Origin of the sequence: Acidovorax sp. 69 (assembly GCF_002797445.1) — a bacterium.
Lineage (GTDB): Bacteria > Pseudomonadota > Gammaproteobacteria > Burkholderiales > Burkholderiaceae_C > Acidovorax.
Genome location: NZ_PGEP01000001.1, coordinates 3,552,662 through 3,575,335, shown reverse-complemented (window position 1 = coordinate 3,575,335; position 22,674 = coordinate 3,552,662). Strand labels below are relative to the sequence as shown.

The 22,674-nt window shown below is 65.6% G+C and carries 20 protein-coding genes; 7 read left to right on the top strand and 13 right to left on the bottom strand.

Annotation, left to right across the window (positions count from 1 at the left end):
• Positions 1-33: 33 nt before the first annotated feature.
• Complete coding sequence (gene tsaD / locus CLU85_RS16405) at positions 34-1,083, top strand: tRNA (adenosine(37)-N6)-threonylcarbamoyltransferase complex transferase subunit TsaD (RefSeq protein ID WP_100411193.1); 1,050 nt, start codon at positions 34-36, stop codon at positions 1,081-1,083.
• Between the two features lie 39 nt (positions 1,084-1,122).
• On the opposite strand, the gene CLU85_RS16400 is transcribed toward tsaD, so the two are convergent.
• The 7 genes from CLU85_RS16400 to CLU85_RS16370 form a co-directional block, all read right to left on the bottom strand.
• Complete coding sequence (locus CLU85_RS16400) at positions 1,123-1,896, bottom strand: coniferyl-alcohol dehydrogenase (RefSeq protein ID WP_100411192.1); 774 nt, start codon at positions 1,894-1,896, stop codon at positions 1,123-1,125.
• 53 nt (positions 1,897-1,949) lie between these two features.
• A complete protein-coding gene (locus CLU85_RS16395; protein WP_100411191.1) occupies positions 1,950-3,401 on the bottom strand; it encodes an aldehyde dehydrogenase in 1,452 nt (483 codons plus the stop codon).
• A gap of 40 nt (positions 3,402-3,441) precedes the next feature.
• Positions 3,442-4,161 carry an ABC transporter ATP-binding protein gene (locus CLU85_RS16390; RefSeq protein ID WP_100411190.1) on the bottom strand — a complete coding sequence of 240 codons (720 nt, stop codon included), beginning with the start codon at positions 4,159-4,161 and terminating at the stop codon, positions 3,442-3,444.
• The gene (locus CLU85_RS16385) at positions 4,154-4,939 is read right to left on the bottom strand and encodes an ABC transporter ATP-binding protein (RefSeq protein WP_100411189.1); all 786 of its coding nucleotides are present in this window, start codon (positions 4,937-4,939) and stop codon (positions 4,154-4,156) included. Before CLU85_RS16385 ends, CLU85_RS16390 begins: the two co-directional genes overlap by 8 nt.
• Positions 4,936-5,856 carry a branched-chain amino acid ABC transporter permease gene (locus tag CLU85_RS16380; protein WP_100411188.1) on the bottom strand — a complete coding sequence of 307 codons (921 nt, stop codon included), beginning with the start codon at positions 5,854-5,856 and terminating at the stop codon, positions 4,936-4,938. The genes CLU85_RS16385 and CLU85_RS16380 overlap by 4 nt, the downstream gene beginning before the upstream one ends.
• Positions 5,853-6,728 (bottom strand): branched-chain amino acid ABC transporter permease, encoded by an 876-nt coding sequence (locus CLU85_RS16375; RefSeq protein WP_100411187.1) that lies wholly within the window; start codon positions 6,726-6,728, stop codon positions 5,853-5,855. The genes CLU85_RS16380 and CLU85_RS16375 overlap by 4 nt, the downstream gene beginning before the upstream one ends.
• A gap of 72 nt (positions 6,729-6,800) precedes the next feature.
• The gene (locus CLU85_RS16370) at positions 6,801-8,030 is read right to left on the bottom strand and encodes an amino acid ABC transporter substrate-binding protein (protein ID WP_100411186.1); all 1,230 of its coding nucleotides are present in this window, start codon (positions 8,028-8,030) and stop codon (positions 6,801-6,803) included.
• A gap of 195 nt (positions 8,031-8,225) precedes the next feature.
• Here CLU85_RS16370 and CLU85_RS16365 point away from each other — a divergent pair, with 195 nt between their 5' ends.
• The 5 genes from CLU85_RS16365 (at position 8,226) to CLU85_RS16345 (ending at position 14,359) form a co-directional block, all read left to right on the top strand.
• Entirely contained in the window at positions 8,226-9,191 is a 966-nt protein-coding gene (locus tag CLU85_RS16365) for a helix-turn-helix domain-containing protein (RefSeq protein WP_100411185.1), read from the top strand.
• Between the two features lie 275 nt (positions 9,192-9,466).
• On the top strand, positions 9,467-10,909 hold the full coding sequence (locus CLU85_RS16360) for an efflux transporter outer membrane subunit (RefSeq protein ID WP_369858234.1): 1,443 nt from the start codon (positions 9,467-9,469) through the stop codon (positions 10,907-10,909).
• A gap of 86 nt (positions 10,910-10,995) precedes the next feature.
• Entirely contained in the window at positions 10,996-12,366 is a 1,371-nt protein-coding gene (locus tag CLU85_RS16355; protein WP_100411183.1) for an efflux RND transporter periplasmic adaptor subunit, read from the top strand.
• On the top strand, positions 12,363-13,154 hold the full coding sequence (locus tag CLU85_RS16350; RefSeq protein ID WP_100411182.1) for an ABC transporter ATP-binding protein: 792 nt from the start codon (positions 12,363-12,365) through the stop codon (positions 13,152-13,154). The genes CLU85_RS16355 and CLU85_RS16350 overlap by 4 nt, the downstream gene beginning before the upstream one ends.
• Positions 13,154-14,359, top strand: coding sequence for an ABC transporter permease (locus CLU85_RS16345; protein ID WP_100411181.1), 1,206 nt, complete (start codon positions 13,154-13,156; stop codon positions 14,357-14,359). The genes CLU85_RS16350 and CLU85_RS16345 overlap by 1 nt, the downstream gene beginning before the upstream one ends.
• Before the next feature lie 157 nt (positions 14,360-14,516).
• Here the strand turns inward: CLU85_RS16345 and CLU85_RS16340 are convergent, their stop codons facing one another.
• Entirely contained in the window at positions 14,517-14,906 is a 390-nt protein-coding gene (locus tag CLU85_RS16340; RefSeq protein ID WP_100411180.1) for an Hsp20/alpha crystallin family protein, read from the bottom strand.
• A gap of 93 nt (positions 14,907-14,999) precedes the next feature.
• Here CLU85_RS16340 and CLU85_RS16335 point away from each other — a divergent pair, with 93 nt between their 5' ends.
• Positions 15,000-16,343: a branched-chain amino acid ABC transporter substrate-binding protein gene (locus tag CLU85_RS16335; protein ID WP_100411179.1), complete on the top strand. Its 1,344-nt coding sequence runs from the start codon at positions 15,000-15,002 to the stop codon at positions 16,341-16,343.
• 36 nt (positions 16,344-16,379) lie between these two features.
• On the opposite strand, the gene CLU85_RS16330 is transcribed toward CLU85_RS16335, so the two are convergent.
• The 5 genes from CLU85_RS16330 to CLU85_RS16310 form a co-directional block, all read right to left on the bottom strand.
• On the bottom strand, positions 16,380-17,141 hold the full coding sequence (locus CLU85_RS16330; protein WP_100412597.1) for an ABC transporter permease: 762 nt from the start codon (positions 17,139-17,141) through the stop codon (positions 16,380-16,382).
• A 5-nt stretch (positions 17,142-17,146) separates the two neighbouring features.
• Entirely contained in the window at positions 17,147-18,139 is a 993-nt protein-coding gene (locus CLU85_RS16325; RefSeq protein ID WP_100411178.1) for an ABC transporter ATP-binding protein, read from the bottom strand.
• Positions 18,140-18,324: 185 nt separating this feature from the next.
• Positions 18,325-19,281 (bottom strand): lytic murein transglycosylase B, encoded by a 957-nt coding sequence (gene mltB / locus CLU85_RS16320; RefSeq protein ID WP_232727845.1) that lies wholly within the window; start codon positions 19,279-19,281, stop codon positions 18,325-18,327.
• A 180-nt stretch (positions 19,282-19,461) separates the two neighbouring features.
• Positions 19,462-21,510 (bottom strand): DUF3488 and transglutaminase-like domain-containing protein, encoded by a 2,049-nt coding sequence (locus tag CLU85_RS16315; RefSeq protein WP_100411176.1) that lies wholly within the window; start codon positions 21,508-21,510, stop codon positions 19,462-19,464.
• 118 nt (positions 21,511-21,628) lie between these two features.
• Positions 21,629-22,672: a DUF58 domain-containing protein gene (locus tag CLU85_RS16310; protein WP_100411175.1), complete on the bottom strand. Its 1,044-nt coding sequence runs from the start codon at positions 22,670-22,672 to the stop codon at positions 21,629-21,631.
• Positions 22,673-22,674 lie beyond the last annotated feature (2 nt).

Genomic DNA, 22,674 nt, shown 5'->3' with positions numbered 1-22,674 from the left:
GGGTCTTTGGCCCCCGGGTTTTACACTCGGGGCATGAGTAGTCTGCTGATACTGGGTATTGAATCTTCGTGCGATGAGACCGGCGTGGCCTTGGTCCGCTCTACGGGCGATGCCGTGCCCACCTTGCTGTCGCACGCGCTGCACAGCCAGATCGAAATGCACCAGGCCTATGGCGGTGTGGTGCCCGAGCTGGCCAGCCGCGACCATATTCGCCGCGTGCTGCCCCTGGCGACGCAGGTACTCAAGGACTCGGGCCAGTCACTGACCGATGTGGATGTGGTGGCGTACACGCGCGGCCCAGGCCTGGCGGGTGCACTGCTGGTGGGCGCGGGTGTGGCCTGTGCCCTGGGCGCAGCGCTCGACAAGCCGGTGCTGGGTGTACACCACCTCGAAGGACACCTGTTGTCCCCATTCCTGAGCGCCGACCCCCCTGAGTTTCCGTTTGTTGCGCTGCTGGTATCCGGCGGGCATACCCAGCTGATGCGCGTGGACGGTGTGGGCCGCTACGAAATCCTGGGCGAGACCATTGATGATGCGGCCGGCGAGGCCTTCGACAAGTCGGCCAAGCTCATGGGACTGGGCTACCCCGGCGGGCCCGCATTGTCGCGTCTGGCCGAACATGGCGACCCGGTAGCCTTCAAGCTGCCGCGCCCGCTGCTGCACAGTGGCAACCTCGATTTCTCTTTTGCCGGGCTCAAGACCGCCGTGCTGACGCAGGCCAAAAAGTTGGGCGACGAGCTGGCGGTGCGCAAGGCCGACCTGGCGGCCAGCACCGAGGCGGCGATTGTGGATGTGCTCGTCAAGAAAACGCTCACCGCGTTGAAGCAGACGGGTTTGAAGCGCGTGGTGGTGGCGGGTGGCGTGGGGGCCAACCGGCATTTGCGCGCGCAGCTCAATGCGGCCTGCGCGGCGGCCAAGGTGCGTGTGCACTATCCAGAGTTGCATCTTTGCACCGACAACGGCGCCATGATTGCCATGGCGGCCGCGATGCGGCTGCAGGCGGGGCAGCAGGAGGCAAAGACAGACTATGCGTTTGATGTAAAGCCGCGGTGGCCGTTGGATGCAATCACGGCACAGGCATGACGACGCCGATGTGTCGGCGCCGTGGTCACGCTGCTGGCGTCACAGCCCGTGCTGCTGCACCAGGATATGGGAGTGCATGCCCCCATCCACCGGCAGATTGGCACCGCGCAGCCAGCCTGAAGCGTCGCTGAGCAAAAAGGCGACGACCGGTGCGATGTCGCTGGCCCGGCCGGGGCGGTCCATGGTCTTCATGTCCTCTTCGGCGCGGGCTCCCAGGGTTTCGATGAAGTCCTTGAGGATGGGCGTATCCACCGGCCCCGGGCTCACCGCGTTCATGCGGATACCGCGTGCTCGCCAAGTCCAGCGGTGTTGCAGCGTCCAGGCAATCAGGGCTTCCTTGGAGAAAAAGTAGCTGCGAGCGCCCTCGATGCCATGCTGCGTGCAGAAGGCATCGACCCCATCAAAGTCCAGCGATTCGCTGGCGCGGATGGTGGGCACCGCATCTGGCCAACCCGCACCGGCCAGTGACGCCAGATTGACGATGGAAGCCCCGTCGGCCAGCCGGGGCAGCACGCTGAGCGTGAGGTGCTTGAGGCCCACCAGATTCACGCGCAGCACTTGTGCTGCGGGGCGGGTGGGGGGCAGGCCAGCAATATTGGCCAGGCCGTTCAGGCCCTGCGGCAACTGGGCGACGAGCGCGTCAATGGAGGCCCGGTTGCCCAGGTCGGCAGACAGGAACTGGTCCACCTCGACCTTGGGTGGGTTCAGGTCCACCCCGATGACGTGAGCGCCCTGCGCGCGGGCAACGCGGGCGGTTTCTTCGCCAATGCCCGACGACACGCCGGTGATCAGCAGCTTCTTACCTTGCAGCATGGTGTTGTTTCCTTGAATGGAGTCTGCCCCGATGGAGAGCGGTACGACGGGTGTCAGAACGGGTAGTGGCGTGGTGCGGTCTGCACCGTGATCCAGCGCAGTTCGGTAAACGCATCGATGCCAGCCTTGCCCCCAAAGCGGCCATAACCCGACGCCTTGACACCGCCAAACGGCATCTGGGCTTCATCGTGCACCGTGGGGCCATTGACGTGGCAGATGCCTGATTCAATGCGGCCCGCCACTTGCCACGCCCTGGCCACATCGCGCCCGAACACGGCGGCCGAGAGGCCGAACTCGTTGTCGTTGGCGCAGGCGACGGCTTCCTCTACGCCGTTCACGCGCACGATGGCCTTGACCGGGGCGAATGATTCTTCCTGGTAGATGTGCATGGCAGGGGTCACATGGTCCAGCAACGTGGCGGGCATCAGCGTGCTGTCGGCCTTGCCGCCACACACCAGCGTGGCGCCCTTGGCCAGTGCGTCGTCGATCAGGGCATTGCAGCGCACCACGGTGGCCTGGTCCACCACCGAACCCAGCACCACCGGGCCTTTGCGTGGGTCGCCCAGTGGCAGGCTGGTGGCGCGTGAGGCCAGTTTGGCCACGAACTCGTCGGCCACCTTCTGGTCCACCACGATGCGCTCGGTGGACATGCAAATCTGCCCCGAGTTGGCGAACGCGCCGAAGGTGGCGGCCGCCACGGCAGCGTCCACGTCGGCATCGTCGAGCACCACGAAGGGGGCTTTGCCGCCCAGCTCCAGCACCGCTTGCTTGAGGTACTTGGCGCAGGTCTGCGCAATGATGCGGCCCACCTTGGTCGAGCCGGTGAAGTTCACTCGCCGGAGCGCCGGGTGGGCCACCATGGCCTCGACCACGGCACCGGCATCGGCGGGGGCATTGGTCACAAAGTTGACCACCCCCGGGGGCAGCCCGGCGTCCTGCAGCGCCTCGATGATCAGGCCGTGCGTGGCGGGGCACAGTTCAGACCCCTTGAGGACGACGGTGTTGCCGCAGGCCAGTGGTGTGGCGATGGCGCGCACGCCCAGGATGACCGGCGCATTCCATGGCGCAATGCCCAGCACCACGCCTGCGGGTTGGCGCACGGCCATTGCCAACGAGCCCGGAACGTTGGATGGAATCACCTCACCGCTGATCTGGGTGGTGATAGCGGCGGCTTCGAGCAGCATGTCGGCGGCCAGGTGCACGTTGAACCCGGCCCACAGGCCCGAGGCGCCGGTTTCTGCTGCCATGGCGGCAGCAAAGGCGTCGGCCTTGGCCTCCAGTGCGTGTGCGGCCTTGAGCAGCAGTGCGCGGCGAACGCCCGGACCCAGCGCGGCCCAGGCGGGAAATGCCTGGGCGGCGGCATCGACCGCCGCCACCGCGTCGGCCACTGTGGCTGCCGGGGCCGTGGTGGCCACGCTGTGGTCCAGAGGGTTACGGCGCTCGAACGTGGCACCGCTAGATGCGGCGCGTGGTTCGCCGCTAATCAGCATGGGGATGTGGCTCATGGAAGTTCTCCGAAAGTGGTGAGGAGGTTCAAAAATGGCATCAGTGTTCTGCGGCGGCGCCCAGGTAGGCGCGCCGCACGGCGGGCGAATGCAGCAGCTCCTGGGCGCTGCCTTCGCCCGTGAGTCGGCCGGTTTCGATGAGGTAACCGCGGTCGGCAATCGCCAGGCTCTGGCGCGCGTTCTGCTCCACCAGCAGCACCCCCACGCCGAGCGTGCGGATACGGGCCAGTGCCGCAAACAGCTCCTTGCACATGAGCGGTGACAGGCCCAGCGACGGCTCGTCGAGCAACAGGATTTCGGGGTGCGACATCAAGGCGCGGCCCACGGCCACCATCTGCTGTTCGCCGCCACTCATGGTGCGTACGGCCTGGGGCATGCGCTGCGCGAGCTTGGGGAACAGGCCCAGCACACGGTCCAGCATCTGCGCTTCGCCCGCCCGTGCGCGGGCCGGGTGGGCACCCAGTTGCAGGTTTTCGCGCACGCTCAGGTCGCCAAATACCCCGCGCCCTTCGGGCACCAGTGCCAGCCCGGCATCCACGATGTGGTGCGGTGGCAGCTGCATCAGGTCCACGCCGCTCAAGGTGGCGCTGGCGCCAGCCTGCGGGCGCACCATGCCGCCCAGCGCCTTCAGGAAGGACGACTTGCCTGCGCCGTTGGCACCGAGCATCACCACGATCTCTCCCGGTGACACGTGCAGTGAAACGCGCTCCAGCGCCTGGTGTTTGCCGTAGCGCACCGAGACATCGCGTACGTCAAGCATGGAGGGCCTCCGTGGGATGGGGTTCGGCGTCTTCGTCGCCCAGATAGGCCTTGATGACCTGCGGGTCGGACAGCACCTGGCGCGTGGGCCCGTCGGCAATCTTGATGCCCGAGTTCATCACCACGCAACGTGTGCACAGCGCATGCACGGCATCCATCACGTGCTCCACAAGCAAGATGGTCAGGCCTTCGTCGCGCAGTGATCGGATCAGGGCGATGCCCTGTTGCAGCTCGGTGGGGTTCAGGCCGGCCAGCCACTCGTCGAGCAGCAGCAGGCGGGGTGCCAAGGCCAGGGCACGTGCCAGTTCCAGGCGTTTTTGGTCGATATAGGTCAGATCGGCGGCAGGCAGTGCGGCCTGCGCTGCCAGACCCACGCGATCGAGCAGGGCCAAGGCTTGTACCCGCGCGGCCTTGCCATGCACGCCCTGCGGGTTGAAGGCCAGGCCAGCCTCCACGTTCTCCAGGCAGCTCATGCTGCCCAGCACACGCACCAGCTGAAAGGTGCGTGCCAGGCCCATGCGGGCGATCTGGTGGCTTTTGAGCTGGCTGATGAGCTGCCCCTGAAAGCGGATCTGCCCACTGCTGCAGGGCAGGGCGCCCGAGATCAGGTTCATGGCCGTGGTCTTGCCCGAACCGTTGGGTCCGAGCAGGCCCACCACCTCACCAGGGTAGACCGCCAGGTCCAGCTGGTTCACGGCTACCAGTCCCCCAAAGCGGCGCGTGGCGCCTTGTAGATCCAGCAGCGGTGCGGTGGTGGGGCTTGCGTTGTGGTGTGTCATGGTCGCCCTCCCTTGCGGCGCAACAGGCTGACCAAGCCGTTGGGCACCAGGTACACAATGACCATGAACACCAGGCCCAGCAGGATGGAGAAGTGGTTGGGGAAACTGGCCGACAGGAACTCGAACAGCAGCACCAGCGGTGCAGCCCCCAGTAGCGGACCCAGCAGCGCGGCAGGGCCGCCCAGCAGCGCCATGATGAGCGTCTGAAACGAGATCACGGGCGCAAAGGCAATGCTCGGGTCGATGTAGGTCCAGCGCGGGGCCATGACGGCGCCGGTCACGGTGATGAAGGCCGAGCTGGCCGCAAACAGCACGACCTTGACCACCGTCGTATTGATGCCCACGTGCACGGCCACCGTCTCGTCCTCTCCGATCACCCGCAGCGCCAGCCCCAGCCGGGTGCGCTGGATGAGCGCGCGCAGCGCCAGCACCAGCGCCAGCAGGCCCAGCAATTGCCAGTAGATGTGCTGCTGTGTGATGTCCACGAACACGTAGCGACCAATCTCCTTGGTGATGTTGACCTCGTACCAGGTCACCAACTGCTTGGTCAGCTCGGCCAGACCAAAGCTGAAGATCACGAAATACACCCCTGACAGGCGCAAGGTGGCCAGGCCCACCAACAGGGCCATGACCACACCCAGCAGCAGCGCCACGGCCAGCACACCGGCCCAGGGCAGCACCTCGCCCAGTACCGCAGTGGTGTAGGCACCGACCCCGAAGAAGGCCACTGTGGCCAAGGAGATGTAGCGCGTGGGACCTGAAAAAAGCGCCCAGGCGGTAGCGAGCACGCTGTACATCAGCACGCTGATCAGCAGGGAGAGCACGTAGTCGTTTTGCAGCCACAGGGGCAGCAGTGCCAGACCCAGTACGGCAGTGGCGCCCGCACCCCAGGCCCACCATTCACGGGGGGAGTTCATCGCGCAGCCTTTCCAAACAAACCGGTGGGGCGAAACAACAGCACCAGCAAGAACAGACCAAAGTTGACTGCCAGCGTGAGGCCGGGGTCGACAAAGCTGGCGACCAGGGTTTCGGCGAAACCCAGCAGCAGGCCCGCCATCAGGCAGCCCATGAGGTTGCCCACGCCGCCCATGATCACGACGATCAGGGCCTTCATGGCGAACATCGTGCCCATGGAGGCCGAGAACGGCAGGAACATGCTGACCAGAACGCCGCTCACGGCCACCAAGGCACCACCCATGCCAAAGGCCAGTGCCGAGGTCTGGCGCACATTGATACCCACCAGTTGCGCAAAACGCGGCGCCACCGACACTGCCCGCACCACGGTACCCATGCGAGTGCGCGTGAGCAGCGCATACAGGCCACCGCCCACCAATACCGCCACCACGAGCACCAGCAGCCGATTGGCCGCCACGGTGCTGCCCAGGACATGGATGGGCACCGACAGATATTCATAGCTGTAGTAGTTGCCGCCAAACACCACCAGCATGGCGCCCTGCACCACAAACAGCAGCCCGAAGGTGGCCAGGATGGAGTCCACCTCCAGCGCGGGCCCGGCGCCGGTACGGCGCACCAGCGGTGTTAGCAGCAGCTGGTAGACCAGCCATTGCACCGCAAAGCCGAGGGGGATGGCCAGCACCAGCACCCACAGGGGCGACAAGCCAAACTGTGAGACCAGCACGTAGGTCAGGAAAGCGGGCGCGATCAGGAACTCGCCATACGACAGGTTCATGATGCGGGCCACGCCGTACTGCAGTGTCAGGCCCATGGCCACCAGGCCGTACAGGCCGCCCAGGGTGGCTCCGGCCAGCAAAACATCAAGGAAATTCATGGAATGTGACGCCCTGCGCCGCGTCACCCCAAGGGTTGCGCTGCGCAGGGCCTTGTGGAGGTGAAGGGCGCGTCAGTTTTTCCAGGCGGGCTTGGGCAGCAGCGCGGGCTTGGCGCCCTTTTTGGCCGAAGGCGCCACGCCGTAGAACTCGCCGTTCTGCCATTGGCCCACCCACCACAGGTTGTTGAACAGCTGGTTCTCCAGCTTCACAGGTCCCAGGATGGTGTCGAAACTGCCGGTGCGGATCTCGTTGGTGACGGCCGCGCGATCGATCTTGCCGACCTTCTCGATGGCCTGTTGCAGCACCTGTAGCGCGGCGTATTGGACGGTGCTGGCAAAGCGGTCGGGTTCCTGTTTGGAGGAGGCTACATGGCGCTGGAAGTAGTCCTTGATCGCTGGGCTATCGAAGTCCACGCCCCCGGGGCCCATGATGCCCTCGGCCGAGGCGCCGAATTTTTGCTTGTACATCGGGAACTGCGAGCCCACACCCAGGAACATCACCTTGGGGTTCAGGCCCAATACCTTCGACTGGTCGGTGATCAGGAACGTGTCGGGTGGGTACGAGAACGCGATGAACGTGTCGGCCCCCTTGCCCTTGACCTCGTTGAGGATGGGCGTCATGTCCTGTGTGCCTATGGGGTAGCTCTTGTCGTAGACCAGCGTAAAGCCATGTTTGGCAGCCGCCTTGCGGGCCGCGTTGGCCAGCTCCACGCCAAAGCCGTCGGCGATGTTGACCATGGCGATCTTGTCGCCGATCTTGCCGGCCTTTTTGGCTTCTTCGAGGTAGCTCACCAGTGCCTCGGCGTACTGGGTGCCGGTTCCCAGGAAGAAGAAGGCGTGTTTCCAGCGCTTGACGAGATCGGGGGCCTTGTCGGTCACCGAGTTCACGGCCAGCAGTGGGTACTTGTGCTTCTCGTAGGTTGGGCCCACGGCCAGGTTGTTGGCGGTGCCCCAGGGCGGCAGCACGAAGTCCACCTTGTCCTGCGTCATCAGACGTTCGGTCGCACGCACGGCTTCCTCGGAGCTGGAGCGATCGTCGTACTCGACGACTTCAATGGGCACCCGCTTGCCATAGGCCTTGAGCATCAGGCCCCCGGCGGCGTTGATCTCCTTGACCCACATCTCGTAGTTGGGGGTGACAGTGGTGGCCGTGCCCCCGGCATTGGGGCCCGTCTTGGCGATGGCCCAGCCGATCCGTACCGACTTCGGGGCGTCCTGGGCCTGTGCCAGGGGAAGGCCGCAGGCCACCATGGCCGCCACTGCCGCGTGCTTCAACCAGAAGCGCTTTGTATCTGCATGCATTTTTGTCTCCTCAACGCCCTTGATCTGGACGCCTGGGAATCGTAGGTTTGCCGTCCCTGCTGCGCTTTACTCAGAGCGAACAACTGTGTTGACCGAGAGTGCACCGGGTTCAGGGAAAACCCGCAACGGGGTTCAGGAACCCCGGCATGGGCCGCGCGAACGCCACATAATTTGACGATCACCAAAGGACGTCGTATGGCTGCAGGCTTGATATTGACCACGGACAACCTTTCGCCCGGTGAGACGGCGGGAGCATGGCGCGACTGGATGTCCCGGCTGTTCTATGGCCTGGAGTCGGATCTGTATGGCGACACCACGTTTGATGGACATCTGCACACGGCCCATGCAGGCGACGTGGTGATGACCCAGTTGGAGGCCAATCGCCACCGGGTGATCCGCAGCCACCGGCTGGCCCGCGCCAGCGAGACCAGCTATCTCAAGATAGTGGCGCCGTGGCAGGGCAGCGCGGTGGTGGAGCAACACGGCCGCCAGGCGTGGGTGCGGCCCGGTGGCTGGGCCATTTACGACACCACGGGCAGCTATGAAGTGGCCAACCCCGAGCGCACCCGGCACCTCATCGTGATGCTGCCCAAAAGTGCACTGACTGAGCGCGGCATTCGCCTGGAGTCCCTGATGGGGCGGCAGGTGGGCGCCGGGGTCGGCATATCACGCGTGGCACTGGATGCGATGCGCAGCACGTTCCAGGAGCTGCACAGCATGACGCCCGAGGCGGCACGGGGCGCTGGCGATCTGATTCTGGAGCTGGTGCGCCTGTCACTGCAGGAGTTGGCGGGCAAAAGCACCGCGTCTACGCAGCAGGAGGCCTTCAAGGACCGCATCCGGGACTTCATCGGTCTGCATTTGCGCGACCCGGACCTGTCGATCGACCGTATTGCCCAGATGCTCAACTGCAGCAAACGGCATTTGCACAATGCCTTTGTCGATGATGAGGACACACTGGCGCACTACATCCTGCGCAGGAGGCTGCAGGCCTGCATGCGCGACATGAAAAACCCCGACTACCTGCACCACACGATCAGTGAGATTGCGTTCTCATGGGGTTTCAGCAATGGCGCCTATTTCAGTCGGGTGTTCCGGGCGCATGCAGGTCTTTCGCCCAGCGATTTTCGCCACGCATCGCTCCAGTCGCCAGCGGCTTAGCGGCGTCGTTGCAGAACCGCGCGCCAGAAAGCCGTTGCACCCATCGCGCTGACCCATTGACCCACTGAGCGCTGAAGATTGGGCGGGTATCCCCAGGGCCGGGTGACGCCAACAAGGTTCCTTACGGCAAACGCACTGCAGTGGCCTCTGTGGTCGCTGGGAAGCCGCACATTGCTGCGTTGCATCAATTCTTTACCTGGAGTTCATCGGCGGGCAGCTCCATGGGCTTGTCGAGTCCGCACAATGGGTGTTCTTGCACACAAGGCACACACTCCATGACTTTTTCCCCACATCGCAACCTCAGGGCCCCTGCACGAGCCGCCCGAACGATGGGCGGAGCCCCGTGGGCGCTGGTGGTGTGGGTGGTGGCACTGTCGGGCTGTTCGACCTTGCCTGCGCCGGTTCAGGCGCCACCCGAGATACCTGTCCCCGCAACCTGGTCTGCCGCCATGCCGTTGGCCACGTCCACTCCCTCAGGCCAAGCGACGCGTTTGGCGCAGTGGTGGCAACGGCTGGACGACCCTTTGCTCACCGGGTTGGTCGAACAAGCGCTTCAGGCCAACACCAGCGTGCGCACCGCCCAGGCGGCGCTTCGGCAGGCGCGTTCGCAGGTCGATGTGCAGTCGGCTGGCCTGTTGCCCCGTGTGGGGGTATCGGCCTCGGCACAGCGCAGCCGGGCGTCCAACAGCACCGGCAATACTTTCCAGACGGGGTTTGACGCAAGCTGGGAGCCTGATGTGTTTGGCCGCTTGCGCAGTGGCGTGAACGCCAGCGAAGCAGATGCCCGCGCGGCTGAGGCCAGTCTGGCCGACGTGCAGGTGTCCCTGGCGGCCGAAGTGGCCATCAACTACATCGAACTGCGCGGGCTGCAGCAGCGCCTGGCCATTGCCCGCAGCAACCTGGCCAGCCAGCAAGAGACCTTGCAGATCACGCAGTGGCGCCTGCAAGCCGGGCTGACGACATCGCTGGTATCCGAGCAGGCCCGCGCTGCGGCCGAGCAGACAGCGGCGCAGATCCCCGCGCTGGAGTCCAGCCTGGCGCAGTCGCGCTACAGCCTGGCCGTGCTGACAGGCCAGGTGCCCGGTGCGCTGGATGCCACGCTGGCCGCCAGCGCCGCCGTGCCGCAGCCGAGTGCCGAGCTGGCCCTGGCCATCCCTGCCGAGACCCTGCGCCAACGGCCCGATGTGCGGGCGGCAGAGCAGCGCATTGCGGCGGCCCTGGCGCGCCTCTCGCAGGCCGACGCTGCGCGTTATCCCAGTTTCTCGCTCAGTGGATCGCTGGGCCTGCGCGCCCTCACGCTGGGTGCTTTGTCGGGCGGCAGTGCGGTGACCAGTGCGCTGCTGGGGAGTGTGTCGGTCCCGCTGCTGGACGGTGGCGCAGCCCGTGCGCAGGTGCGCGTGCAGGACGCTGCGCTGGAGCAGACCCGCGTGGCGTACGAGGCCACGGTGCTTACCGCCTTGCAGGATGTCGAGAATGCGCTGGTGGCCCTGCGTGGTGACCGCGAGCGGCTCACTCGGCTGGTGGCTGCCGCTGATGCAGCGGGCAATGCCGCGTTGCTGGCGCAGCAGCGCTACCGCAGCGGGCTGATCGACTTTGCCTCTGTTCTGGAGACCCAGCGCACGCTGTTGTCCACGCAAGAGAGCGTGGCCATCACTACTGCTGCCATGGCGGCGGACCACGTGCGTCTGTACAAGGCGCTGGGGGGCGGTTGGCAATAGCCTTCGCGCCTGCTGCCTGCTTGCCCCACTTGTCCCGCTCTTCATCGTGCCGCCCGTCCGTTCCTATGTTTTCTGAATCACGCTCCATGTCAAAAACCGAAGCCCCCATGGCAACCGCAGCCCCGACCGATCTGAATACGCTGCTGGGCGCTGATCGCCCACGCCGCTGGTGGCAGCGGGCTTTGTTGTGGTGGAGTGTGGCTGCGCTGGCCGCCGTGGGCGTCGGTATCTACGTCTGGCAATCGGGCCAAAGTGCCAGCACGGCACCCCGGTATGTGACCGAGGAGCTGCGGCGCGGCAACCTCACGCTGACCGTGTCGGCCAACGGCACGCTGCAGCCCACGCGCTCGGTCACCATTGGCAGCGAGCTGTCGGGCACGGTGCGCAATGTGCGGGTGGACGTGAACGACAAGGTCAAGAAAGGGCAGTTGCTGGTGGAGTTGGACACCGCCAAACTCGACTCGCAGGTGCTGCGCTCCCGCGCCTCGCTGGCGTCTGCACAGGCCCGGCTGGCCCAGGCACTGGCCACCACGAAGGAGGCCATCGCCAACCTGGGTCGGTTAGAAGAAGTCGCCCGCCTGTCGGGCGGCAAGGTGCCATCGGCCGCCGAGCTGGACACCGGCCGCGCCACGCTGGACCGAGCCCGTGCGGACGAAACCAGCGCGCGGGCCACGGTGGAGGACGCGCGCGCCGCGTTGTCTGCCGATGAGACCAACCTGTCCAAGGCATCCATCCGTTCGCCCATTGACGGCGTAGTGCTCACCCGCACGGTGGAGCCCGGCAACGCGGTGGCCGCATCGCTGCAAGCCGTTACGCTCTTCACCGTGGCCGAAGACCTCACGCGGCTGCGGCTCGATGTGAATGTGGATGAAGCCGATGTGGGTTCGGTGAAAGTGGGGCAGGACGCCAGCTTCACTGTCAGCGCCTACCCCTCGCGCCGCTACCCGGCCAAGGTCACGCGCGTGTCTTTTGGCTCCACCAAGACCGACAACGTGGTCACCTACATCACCTGGCTGGATGTGAACAACAGCGATATGAGCCTGCGCCCGGGCATGACGGCAGCGGCCACCGTCACGTCCACCGAGCGCAAGGACGTGCTGCTGGTGCCCAACACAGCGCTGCGTTTCACGCCTGCGCAGGCGGCAGGTGCGCAGGCCCAGCAGGGTGCGGGTGGTGCCAAGCCTGCAGCATCGGGCAGTGGTGGGGGGATCATGTCGCAACTCATGCCACGCATGCCACGCTCTGGCTCGGGCCCGCGCAAGCCGGGCAGCGGGGCCGATGCGGGCGATGGTGCCGGCAAGACGCGCCAGGTGTGGGTGCTGCAGGACGGCGCTGCCCAACTTATCAACGTGCAGGTGGGTATCAGCGATGGCCGCCACACTGAGGTCACGGGTGAAGGTCTTACGCCCGGCATGGCTGTGATCACCGACCAACGCGCGGCCGGGGCCAAGCCATGAGTGTGGCGGGTGGCACCCCCATCATCCGCCTGCGCGGCGTGACCAAGGTCTATGGCGAAGGCGCGTTGGCCTTCCAGGCTTTGAAGGGTGTGGACCTGGACATTGCCCAGGGTGACTTTGTGGCCATCATGGGCCCGAGCGGCTCGGGCAAGTCCACAGCCATGAACACGCTGGGTTGTCTGGACCGACCCACCACGGGCGAGTACCTTTTCAAGGGCGTGCATGTGGAGTCGCTCTCGCGCGACGAGCGGGCGCGGCTGCGGCGTCGCTACTTTGGTTTTGTGTTTCAGGGCTTCAACCTGCTGGCACGCACCTCGGCGCAAGAGAACGTGGAACTGCCCCTGTTGTACCGGGGCGAGTCGGCCACGGCACGGCACGCGGCCGCAGCGCGCGCACTGGCGGCGGTGGGCCTCACGGGCTGGGAGCACCACACGCCTGCCGAGTTGTCGGGCGGGCAGCAGCAGCGCGTGGCGATTGCACGCGCCATCGTCACCGAACCCGATGTGCTGCTGGCCGATGAGCCCACAGGTAACCTCGATACCCAGCGCAGTTACGAAATCATGGAGCTGCTTTGGCGCCTGAATGCCGACCACGGCATCACTGTGCTGATGGTCACGCACGAGCCCGACATGGCGCAGTACGCACGGCGCATCGTGCGGTTTGTGGACGGTGTGGTGGACAGCGACGCTGCCAACCCGCACCCCAAGGGCCTGAGCGCGGATGCCGCGTTGGCGACGTCGGTCGTGTCGACTGCGGCGGTAGTTACCTCGGATGTGGGAGGCCACTGATGCTGCTCAATACGTTGCTGCTGGCGCTGCGCTCCATTCGGCGCAACCTCATGCGCTCGTTTCTCACCATTCTGGGCATTGTGATTGGTGTGAGCGCGGTCATCACCATGGTCACGCTGGGCAACGGCGCCACGCTGGCCATTCAGAACCAGATCTCAGGCCTGGGCACCAACCTGCTGCAGGTGCGCCCTGGCCAGCGCATGGGCCCGGGCGGCGGTTCAGGAGCCCCGGCCTTCAAGGACACGGATGCCGATGTGATCGCCCAGCAGATCGGCGGCATTCTGGCCGTGGCGCCCGAGGCGCGCGCCGCCGCTACCGCCGTGGTGGGCGGGCGCAACTGGACCACCAGCGTCATCGGCAGCACCAATGCCTGGCTGAAGACCGGCAACTGGACCGTGCGCACCGGCCGCATTTTTACCGATGCGGAATTGCGCGCCGGGGCGGCCGTCTGCCTGATCGGAGAAACCGTGCGCCGCGAGCTGTTTGGCGCGGCTGAGGCCGTGGGCGAGCAATTGCGCGTCAAAGCGTTTTCGTGCGAAGTGGTGGGTGTGCTCACCTCCAAGGGGCAGGGCGCTTTTGGCAATGACCAGGATGACACGGTGCTGGTGCCACTGCGCACGCTGCAACGCCGGGTGACGGGCAACACGCGGGTGAACACGCTTCTGGTGTCGATGCAGGACGGCAGTGACCCCGAGCGCGTGAAGACCAGCCTCACGCAGCTGCTGCGGGAGCTGCGCAAGTTGGCGGATTCGGACGAAGACAACTTCAACGTGCTCGACACCAAACAACTCGCCGACACCCTCTCGGGCACCACCAAGGTACTGACCACGTTGCTGGGCGCTGTGGCTGCAGTCAGCCTGTTGGTGGGCGGCATCGGCATCATGAACATCATGCTGGTGAGCGTGACCGAGCGCACGCGTGAGATCGGCCTGCGCCTGGCCATCGGTGCTCTGGAACGTGAAGTGCTGCTTCAATTCCTGATTGAAGCCGTGGTGCTGGCCGCGCTGGGCGGGCTCATCGGCATCGTTCTGGCCACGGCAGCATCGCTGGCGCTGTCGGGCCTGATGGGCGTGCCCTACCTGTTCAACCCCGGGGTGAATGTGCTCTCTTTTGTGTTCTCGGCCGGGATTGGGGTGGTGTTTGGCTACTTCCCGGCGCGCCGCGCGGCGCGCATGGACCCCATCGATGCGCTACGGCATGAGTGAGCCTGCGGGGGCACGGTAGCGCGCAGTGTGTCTCACGCGCCTGTGGGGGTAAAAATGCAGCAAAAAAGGCATGATGCGCTGGTGCAACATGCCTTCTTTGCTATTTGTTTTGTAGCGATGGCAGTTCCCTGCCATCGCTGGTGGGGCCCGTGTCCGTTCAGTGAATGGTCAGGGTGGTGGCCTTGCTCACGGGTTCCAGGCGGGCCAGGGTGAGGGTCAGCACGCCGTTTTCGAGCTTGGCCGTGCTGGCGTTCGCATCCACTTCAGCGGTCAGCTCCCAGGCGCGCTGTACTTTGCGCGGTGCGCCTTCCACACTCTGTACCCGCACCTGGTTGCCTTCAATGCTGATCTGCAGTTGATCCCGGGCCAGGCCGGGCACATCCAGTTGCAGCGTCGTCACCTTGTCGTCCTGGGTCACGGTGCAGCCGGCAGACCGCGCTGCGGTGGGCTCTGCCAGCGTGCCCATCAGAAAACGTTGCAATGCCAGGTCGGCGGAACGGGGGGCTTGGGCGTAGGCGGCGCGGCGAATCATGGGGGCGAAGATCATGGGGTACTCCTATACACTGCGCGGCTCTCGACGTGGTCGCCGCATGCCAAGGAGTTGTGTGCGGCCGCGTCGCTTTTCAAGGGAAGAAGTGGCATGAATAAATTGCAATCCATGGGCTTGAAATCAGGCGCAGCGGCATTACGTCAGTCTGTTTTTGCCGTTGCTGCGGCCCTGGCGGGCACGCTGGCCCCCGTGACCGCCGGCTGGGCGCAGGCACCAGTGCCTGCCGCTGTGTCGCAGGCCAAGCCCCTGAAAATGGCGCTCATCGAAAGCCTGTCGGGCCCGTTTGCCAACACCGGTGAAGCGGTCTATCGCAACCTGTACTGGGCCCTGGAGCGCGTGAACGCGCGCGGTGGCGTGCAGCTGCCAGCCGCCGTGGGCGGGCCCCGCCCGCTGGCGCTGGAGCGCTATGACAGCAAGGGCCAGAACGAAGAGGCGTTGTCGGCACTGCGTGCCGCCATTGACGATGGCGCGCAGGTCATCCTGCAGGGCAATTCTTCGGCCACTGCTGCCGTGCTGATCGAGGCCATCAACAAGCACAACGAGCGCGAGCCGACCAAGCGCGTGATTTTCCTCAACTACTCGGCGGTGGACCCCATCCTCACCAACGAGAAGTGCAGCTTCTGGCACTTCCGCTTTGATGCCCATGCCGACATGCGCATGGCCGCGCTCATGGAGGTGATGCGCGAGGACAAGGCCTTGAAGAGCGTTTACCTCATTGGCCAGGACTACAGCTTTGGCCAGGCCGTGCTGCGCGAGGCCAAGAAACAGCTGGGCGCCCAGCGCCCCGATGTGGCGGTGGTGGGTGAAGAGCTGCACCCCGTCGGCCGCGTGAAAGACTTCGCGCCTTACGCCGTCAAGATCAAGGCCAGCGGTGCACAGGCGGTGGTCACGGGCAATTGGGGCAACGATTTAACGCTGTTGGTGAAGGCTGCGCGCGACGTGGGTTACGAAGGCAGCTTCTACACCTTTTATGGCAATGCGCTGGGCGCACCTGCCGCCATTGGTGATGCAGGCATCGGCAAGGTGGTGGCGGTGGCTGACTGGCTGCCCAATGTGCCGGGTGCGCAGAGCGAAGGTTTTTACCAATCGTTCCGCACGCGTTTTCCCAAGCCGCAGGACGACTATGTGCACATGCGCATGCAGCTCATGGTGGAGGCGCTGGCGCAATCCATCGAGCGCGCGGGCAGCACCGACGTAGTGGCTATCGCACGCCAGATGGAAAACGCCAACGTGCAGCTCTCTGGCCAAGGTGGCCGCATGCGCGCGGCAGACCACCAGTTCCAGCAGGCGCTGGCCGTGGGCGTGATGGACAAGAAAGGCGCGCCGGGCGTGAAGTTCGATGTGGAAGGCTCAGGCTACGGCTTTCGCGTGGTGCGGCAAATTCCTGCCGCCAAGGCACAGCAGCCGCACAGCTGCACCATGCAGCGCTATTGATGCGGCCATTCGCCTCACGACACTGAGGCGATGCGCTTAGCGCCGAATGCGGTGCCCGGTCTTGAACACCCACCAAACCACGGCAAGGCACAGGGCCATGAACACCAGCGTCATGCCCGTGCTCACGCCGATGTGGACATCGGCCTGGCCATAGAACGCCCAGCGCAGCCCACTGATGAGATAGACCACCGGGTTGAACAGGGAAACGGTCTGCCAGAACGGCGGCAGCATGTTGATGCTGTAGAACGCACCGCCCAGAAAGGTCAGGGGTGTGATGACCAGCAGCGGGATGACCTGCAGTTTTTGAAAACTGTCGGCCCAGAGGCCAATGATGAAGCCGAACAGGCAGAACGTGACGGCCGTGAGCACCAGAAAGCCCACCATCCACACCGGGTGCGCCACCTCGTACGGTACGAACACCCGAGCGGTGGCGAGGATGAGCACCGACACCAGCAGCGACTTGGTCGCTGCCGCGCCGACATAGCCCAGCAGCACCTCGACCCAGTTGACCGGCGCGCTGAGCAGCTCGTAGATGGTGCCGGACCACTTGGGCATGTAGATGCCGAAGGCCGAGTTGGAAATACTCTCGGAGAGCAGCGACAGCATGAGCAGGCCGGGGATGATGTATGCGCCATAGCTCACGCCGCCAATGTCGCCCATGCGCGAGCCGATGGCAGAGCCAAAAACAATGAAGTACAGCGCCGTGGAGAGTACGGGCGCGATCAGGCTCTGCATCCAGGTGCGAAACGCGCGGTTCATTTCAAAACGGTAGATGGCGCGCACGCCATGCAGGTTCAGGCCGGTCATGCTTGGGATGCTTTGTGTTCGTTGGGCGGCTGGTTCTGGTCCTGGTGCACCAGGCTCACGAAGATGTCTTCCAACGAGCTCTCGCTGGAATGCAAGTCCTTGAAGTCAATGCCATGCTCGGCCAGTGCGCGCAAGAGGGCGGCAATACCGGTGTCCTCCTGCTGAGTGTCAAAGGTGTAGGTGAGCGTGGTGCCGCCATGGCTGAGCACCAGCGGCCAACGGGCCAGCGATGCGGGCACCTGCTCCATGGGTAGTTGCAGCGAGATGGCCAGTTGCTTTTTGCCCAGCTTGCGCATCAGCACCACCTTGTCTTCCACCACGATCAGCTCGCCCTTGCGGATCACGCCGATGCGGTCGGCCATGTCCTCGGCTTCTTCCAGGTAGTGTGTGGTCAGGATGATGGTGGTGCCCGCATCGCGCAGCGCCCGCACCAGACGCCACATGTCGTGTCGCAGCTCCACGTCCACGCCCGCGCTGGGCTCGTCCAGGAACAAGATCTTGGGTTCGTGCGACAGCGCTTTGGCAATCAGCACGCGGCGTTTCATGCCGCCCGACAGCGCAAGGATTTTGTTGTCCCGCTTGTCCCAGAGCGACAGGTCCTTGAGGATCTTTTCGATGAACGCGGGGTTGGGCGCCTTGCCAAACAAGCCCCGGCTGAAGTTGACCGTGGCCCACACGGTTTCAAACGAATCGGTGTGCAGCTCCTGGGGCACAAGGCCAATGGCAGCGCGGGCTGCGCGGTAGTCCCGTACGGTGTCGTGGCCGTCGGCGCTGATGGTCCCGGCCGTGGCGTTGCTCATGCCGCAGATCACGCTGATGAGCGTGGTCTTGCCCGCGCCGTTGGGGCCGAGCAAGGCAAAAATCTCGCCGCGCCGAATGTCGAGATCAATGTTTTTGAGCGCCTGGAAGCCGCCCGCGTAGGTTTTGCTCACGCCGCGCACACGGACGATAGCGTCCGCAACGGGCGTTGGAGAAGGGGATGCAGGCATGGGGAAGGTGAGGGGGCAAAGATGCGTGCCGGTGTGGCAGGGCTGCCGGGCCAGCGGGCCAAGCCTGGCATTGTGGACTGTCTTGCGCCAGTGCGCCCGGGGGCCGTGCCAAATCTCACCTGGGTCGTCGGGCCAGCGGTACGCATCACCTGCTGCTCCGAAAGCGCTGCGGTGTACGCGCGGGATCAGCGCGCGCGCGCTGCAGCCACTTCCCGGCCCAGCTCGATCACGGCCATCGCGTAGTAGCTGGACCAGTTGTAGCGCGTGATGGCGTAGAAGTTCTCGGTGCCCGCCACGTAGCTGGGCGCATCGCCGCCGTTTTGCAGTTCCACCAGCGCCAACGGTCCGGTGTGCTGCTCACCCTGGGCGTCGAGCATCGCGCCCTTGGCCTGCATGCTGGGCACGCTGAAGGTGGGCAAGATGTCGGGGGCCATCAACTCGTCGAGTTGCAGGCGCGTGGTGTCGAACTGCACGCCGAAGTGGGTGGGCATGCCCGGTGTCCAGCCATGGCCCCGGAAGTAGTTGGCCACCGAACCAATGGCGTCGGCCGGGCTCTTGAACAGGTCCACGCGGCCATCGCCATCAAAGTCCACCGCGTAGCGCACCCAGCTCGATGGCATGAACTGCCCCAGGCCCATGGCCCCTGCGTAGCTGCCGCGCGGCTCGAACGGGTCGGTGTTGCTGCGGTTGGTGAGGCTCAGAAACTGCTCCAGCTCGCGGCGAAAGAATTCGGTGCGCTCCTTGGCGCGCGGGTGGGCTGACGGGAAGTCAAACGCCAGCGTGGCCAGCGCGTCCATTACACGGAAGGTACCCATCTGCTGGCCGTAAATCGTCTCTACCCCAATGATGCCCACGATGATCTCGGCGGGCACGCCGTACTCGTGCTCGGCCCGCTCCAGCGCGGCCTGGTTCTCTTGCCAAAACCGCTGGCCCGCACGGATGCGGATGGGGTCGATGAAGCGGCTGCGGTACACGCGCCAGTTCTTGGCGGTGCCCTTGGCGGGTGGCAGCATCAGCCGGGGCACCTGACCCAGAAAATGCGCCTGCCCGATGGCCTGGCGCACCCATTCGCGGTCGAGGTCTCGGCGTGCGGCCAGGTCGTCGGCAAAGTCCATGGCCTCGGGGCGCGAGGCATAAAGCACCGGCGTCTTGGCGCGGGCGCCTCCGGCGCCATGGCCGTGGCTGGCCTGAGCCTTGGTGGCGGTGGATTGGGAGGGTTTTGAGGGTTTTGTGGTATTGGCGCTTGCGGATAGTGCGCAAGATGCTATCAATAATGTAGCTAATGCGGTGATCGGGGTGAGGGTCTTCGGCATGTCCGGGGGTCAAGGTTTGGGCGCAGGGGGCCAAGGCAGCGTGCGGAACTCGCGCCGCAGGCTGGTCCATTCGGTGTCGGGATGGGGCGCATAGCGCAGGTGTTCGAGGCGCAGCAGCCAATCGGCCACCGCCGTGGCGGGGGCGCCAAATTGTGCCTGCACGCGTTCGGCCATGGCGCGGGGCGGCAGAGTATCGGGCAGCACCAGCCCGGCGCGGGCCAGGCGCTGGCGCGCGCGCGCCAGCAGGCGCAGCCAGGGGTCGTGCTGGCTGCGCTCCCACAGGCTCCAGACCATGCCACCGAGGGCCGCCACGATGATGAGAATGCCCAGCACCATGGTCAGGTCCTGCCAGCTGGGGGACTCAAAACCCAGCGACTTGAGTAGATCGAACTGGCGGCTTTGGGTGTAGTTGAGCACCCATTGGTTCCAGCCGTTGTTGACGGCCTCCCACACCGCGCGCAGGTTCTGCGCGAAGCCCGGGCTGATGACCGTGCCCATGGCCGATGCAAAGGCCCCTTGGGGCGCCCGCAGCCTTTGAAAAGCGCCGGTGCGTCCGGGCGAGACGGCGCCGGTGGGGTCCACCCGCACCCAGCCGCGCCCCGCGATCCAGACCTCGGCCCAGGCGTGGGCATCACTCTGGCGCACTGTCCAGAGGTTGTCCACGGGGTTGCGGTCGCCGCCCTGGTAGCCGGTGACGATGCGCGCCGGAATGTCCAGCGCGCGCATCAGCACCACAAAGGCTGAGGCGATGTGTTCGCAAAAACCTTCCTTGCGGTCAAACCAGAACTCGTCGGCGGTGTGTTGGCCGTACACACCGGGCTCCAGGGTGTAGATGTAACCCCCGGAGCGCAGCCGCGCGAGTGCAGCGTTGACCAGGGCCTCGGCGGTGTCTTGGGCGGGGTTGGGGTTGATTTGCGGGTCGCTGCGCATCTGCTGGGCCAGCGCGAGGGTGCGGGGGTTGAAGCCCGTGGGCAGCTCGGTGTAGGCGCGCAGGTTGGTGGTGGGGGCGCTGGGCCCGTGTGTGAACTGGGGGTAGCTCTCGGCCTGATACCGGACCACGTCGGTGATGGGCCGGCTGGTCAGCCACTGCAGGTCCTGCGTCATGAACGTGCCCATGCCTGCGATTGCAGGTTTTTTCACGGCGGCGTCCAGCAGCAGCAGCCAGGGGCGCTGGTGGGGCTCCAGAGTCACCTCGTAGCGCACAGGTTCGCCGCGGACCTGCAGGTTGGCCGAGGTGCCGGGCCGCGACAGGGCGATGTCGTCGGTGCGCCCCGAGAGTGGATGCCACTCGCTGCCATCAAAGCGGCCGAACACGGGACCACGGAAGTACAGATCGCTTTGCGGCGGTGCTGCGCCATCGGGGCTGTCGAAACGCACGCGCAGCGCCACGCTGTCGTCCAGCGCCAGCTCGGCAATGTTGCCCACCTTCATCACGCCCGATAGACCACTGCGCCCCGCCATGGTGTCGCTGGGCATGCCCCACAGCGGCGCCATGCGCGGAAACAGCATGAACAGCGCCGCCATGATGGGCGCGCCCAGCAAGGCCATGGTGCCGGCCGTGCGAAAGGCCTGCCCGAGCGGCGGGCGCCCCACGGGCATGTGGGCGTTGACCACGGCCGCGAGCAGCCCGAGCAGCGCGATCAGCATGGCGGCCGCAGTGAACAGGGACTGCGAGAAGAAGAAGTTGCTGAGCATCGTGAAGAAACCCAGAAAAAACACCACCATGGCATCGCGCCGCGCGCGCAGCTCCAGCATCTTGAGCGCCAGCAGCATCACGATCAGCGTCACGCCCGCGTCGCGTCCCAGGATGGTGCGGTGTGTGTACAGCGTGCCCGCCACGGCCAAGACCAGGGGAATGCCCAGCACCCATCGCCCTGGCAGGGGGCGGCCGTACCAGGCCAGCCAACCGCGCCACAGCAGCAGCGCGCCTGCGAGCAGGCTGGCCCATACGGGCAGAACGCCCACCTGTGGCGCAATCACCCAGGCGATCACGAACAGCAAAAACAGGGTGTCGCGCGCATCGCGGGGCAGGGCGTGAAGGGTTTGGCGCAGGGTCATGGCAATACGGGGGGCGCCAGGGGCAGGGCGATTTTTTTGCTATTGAATAAATAGCTGCTTGCGCATATGGGGCATGCGCAAGAGGCCATTTTTATACAAAAACTGTTCATGGAGGGTGTCAGCACAAGGCCAGCGCTTCCAGGCAGCGCCTGCGGTGGGCCGCACCCGCATCGGGCGCAATCTCGACCCCGGGCAGGCGCAGGCCGTAGTCCAGGCCCAGCCGGTCGGCCTGCAGCACCCACGCCGTCAGGCGTGCGATGCGGGCTTCTTGCTCGGGCAGTGTGGTGCGGGCCAGGTCTAGCCACAGTTCATGACGCTGGGCCTGTTGGGCGTCGCGGCTCACCAGGTCGTCGGTGCCCGTGGCCAGCGACTTGGCCGCTTTTTTCCAGACCACGAGCTTGAGCGGGTCGCCGCGCCGGTAGGCCCGCACACCGTCGAACTCGCCAATGCCCTGCGATGCGGCACTGCCGGTGCCCCCTGCGCGCGGCTCACCTGGGGGCAGGGCGGGGGTCGGCACCTCCGGTGCGGGGTATACCAACACTTCGGCCGCTGGGCGCCAGTAGGTCCAGACGCGGAAGGTGCCGAGCGGAAACCGCGTCTCGGCCGTGAGCGTTGGCACGCGGTGCAGGCCCCGGCGCGTGGGCCGGAAGGCCACCTGCACGCTGGCCTGACCCTGGGCGGGCACGTCCGTCCAGGCCCAGTGGTGCTCGGCCTTGCCCATGCCGTGTACCGCGAGTGCAATGCCGTAGCGTGGTGACTTGCGCTCGCTGGACAGCTGCAGCTCGAATGCCGTGCTGGTACCCATGAAGTGCGGCTCGGGCGCCTTCAGGTGCAAGGTCAGGCCGCGCAGGTTGGCGTGGCAGATGTGCATGCCCGCCACGGCGCTGCCCGCCAGCAGAAAGGTCAGCAGATAGCCCAGGTTGAGCTGGTAGTTGATGGACGCCACCAGCAGCACGATCAGCGTCAGCGCCAGCATCCATCCCGAGCTGGTCGGCAGGATGTAAACGTTGCGCTGCGTGAGCAGCAGGGTGTCGTTCAAGGGCAGCCGCGCCTGCCACCAACGCTGGAAACGTTTGCGAAGCGGCGCGAGGGGGCTGAGCCGGGCAGCCAAGCTGCGCCAGCGCGCGGTGGGCGAGAGGGGGCTCTGGGCGGCGGATTCCATCG

Bases quoted from the DNA above. Each gene is read 5' to 3' on its own strand.
- tsaD (WP_100411193.1), top strand. From the start codon at position 34: ATGAGTAGTCTGCTGATACTGGGTATTGAATCTTCGTGCGATGAGACC.
- CLU85_RS16400 (WP_100411192.1), bottom strand. From the start codon at position 1,896: ATGCTGCAAGGTAAGAAGCTGCTGATCACCGGCGTGTCGTCGGGCATT.
- CLU85_RS16395 (WP_100411191.1), bottom strand. From the start codon at position 3,401: ATGAGCCACATCCCCATGCTGATTAGCGGCGAACCACGCGCCGCATCT.
- CLU85_RS16390 (WP_100411190.1), bottom strand. From the start codon at position 4,161: ATGCTTGACGTACGCGATGTCTCGGTGCGCTACGGCAAACACCAGGCG.
- CLU85_RS16385 (WP_100411189.1), bottom strand. From the start codon at position 4,939: ATGACACACCACAACGCAAGCCCCACCACCGCACCGCTGCTGGATCTA.
- CLU85_RS16380 (WP_100411188.1), bottom strand. From the start codon at position 5,856: ATGAACTCCCCCCGTGAATGGTGGGCCTGGGGTGCGGGCGCCACTGCC.
- CLU85_RS16375 (WP_100411187.1), bottom strand. From the start codon at position 6,728: ATGAATTTCCTTGATGTTTTGCTGGCCGGAGCCACCCTGGGCGGCCTG.
- CLU85_RS16370 (WP_100411186.1), bottom strand. From the start codon at position 8,030: ATGCATGCAGATACAAAGCGCTTCTGGTTGAAGCACGCGGCAGTGGCG.
- CLU85_RS16365 (WP_100411185.1), top strand. From the start codon at position 8,226: ATGGCTGCAGGCTTGATATTGACCACGGACAACCTTTCGCCCGGTGAG.
- CLU85_RS16360 (WP_369858234.1), top strand. From the start codon at position 9,467: ATGACTTTTTCCCCACATCGCAACCTCAGGGCCCCTGCACGAGCCGCC.
- CLU85_RS16355 (WP_100411183.1), top strand. From the start codon at position 10,996: ATGTCAAAAACCGAAGCCCCCATGGCAACCGCAGCCCCGACCGATCTG.
- CLU85_RS16350 (WP_100411182.1), top strand. From the start codon at position 12,363: ATGAGTGTGGCGGGTGGCACCCCCATCATCCGCCTGCGCGGCGTGACC.
- CLU85_RS16345 (WP_100411181.1), top strand. From the start codon at position 13,154: ATGCTGCTCAATACGTTGCTGCTGGCGCTGCGCTCCATTCGGCGCAAC.
- CLU85_RS16340 (WP_100411180.1), bottom strand. From the start codon at position 14,906: ATGATCTTCGCCCCCATGATTCGCCGCGCCGCCTACGCCCAAGCCCCC.
- CLU85_RS16335 (WP_100411179.1), top strand. From the start codon at position 15,000: ATGAATAAATTGCAATCCATGGGCTTGAAATCAGGCGCAGCGGCATTA.
- CLU85_RS16325 (WP_100411178.1), bottom strand. From the start codon at position 18,139: ATGCCTGCATCCCCTTCTCCAACGCCCGTTGCGGACGCTATCGTCCGT.
- CLU85_RS16315 (WP_100411176.1), bottom strand. From the start codon at position 21,510: ATGACCCTGCGCCAAACCCTTCACGCCCTGCCCCGCGATGCGCGCGAC.
- CLU85_RS16310 (WP_100411175.1), bottom strand. From the start codon at position 22,672: ATGGAATCCGCCGCCCAGAGCCCCCTCTCGCCCACCGCGCGCTGGCGC.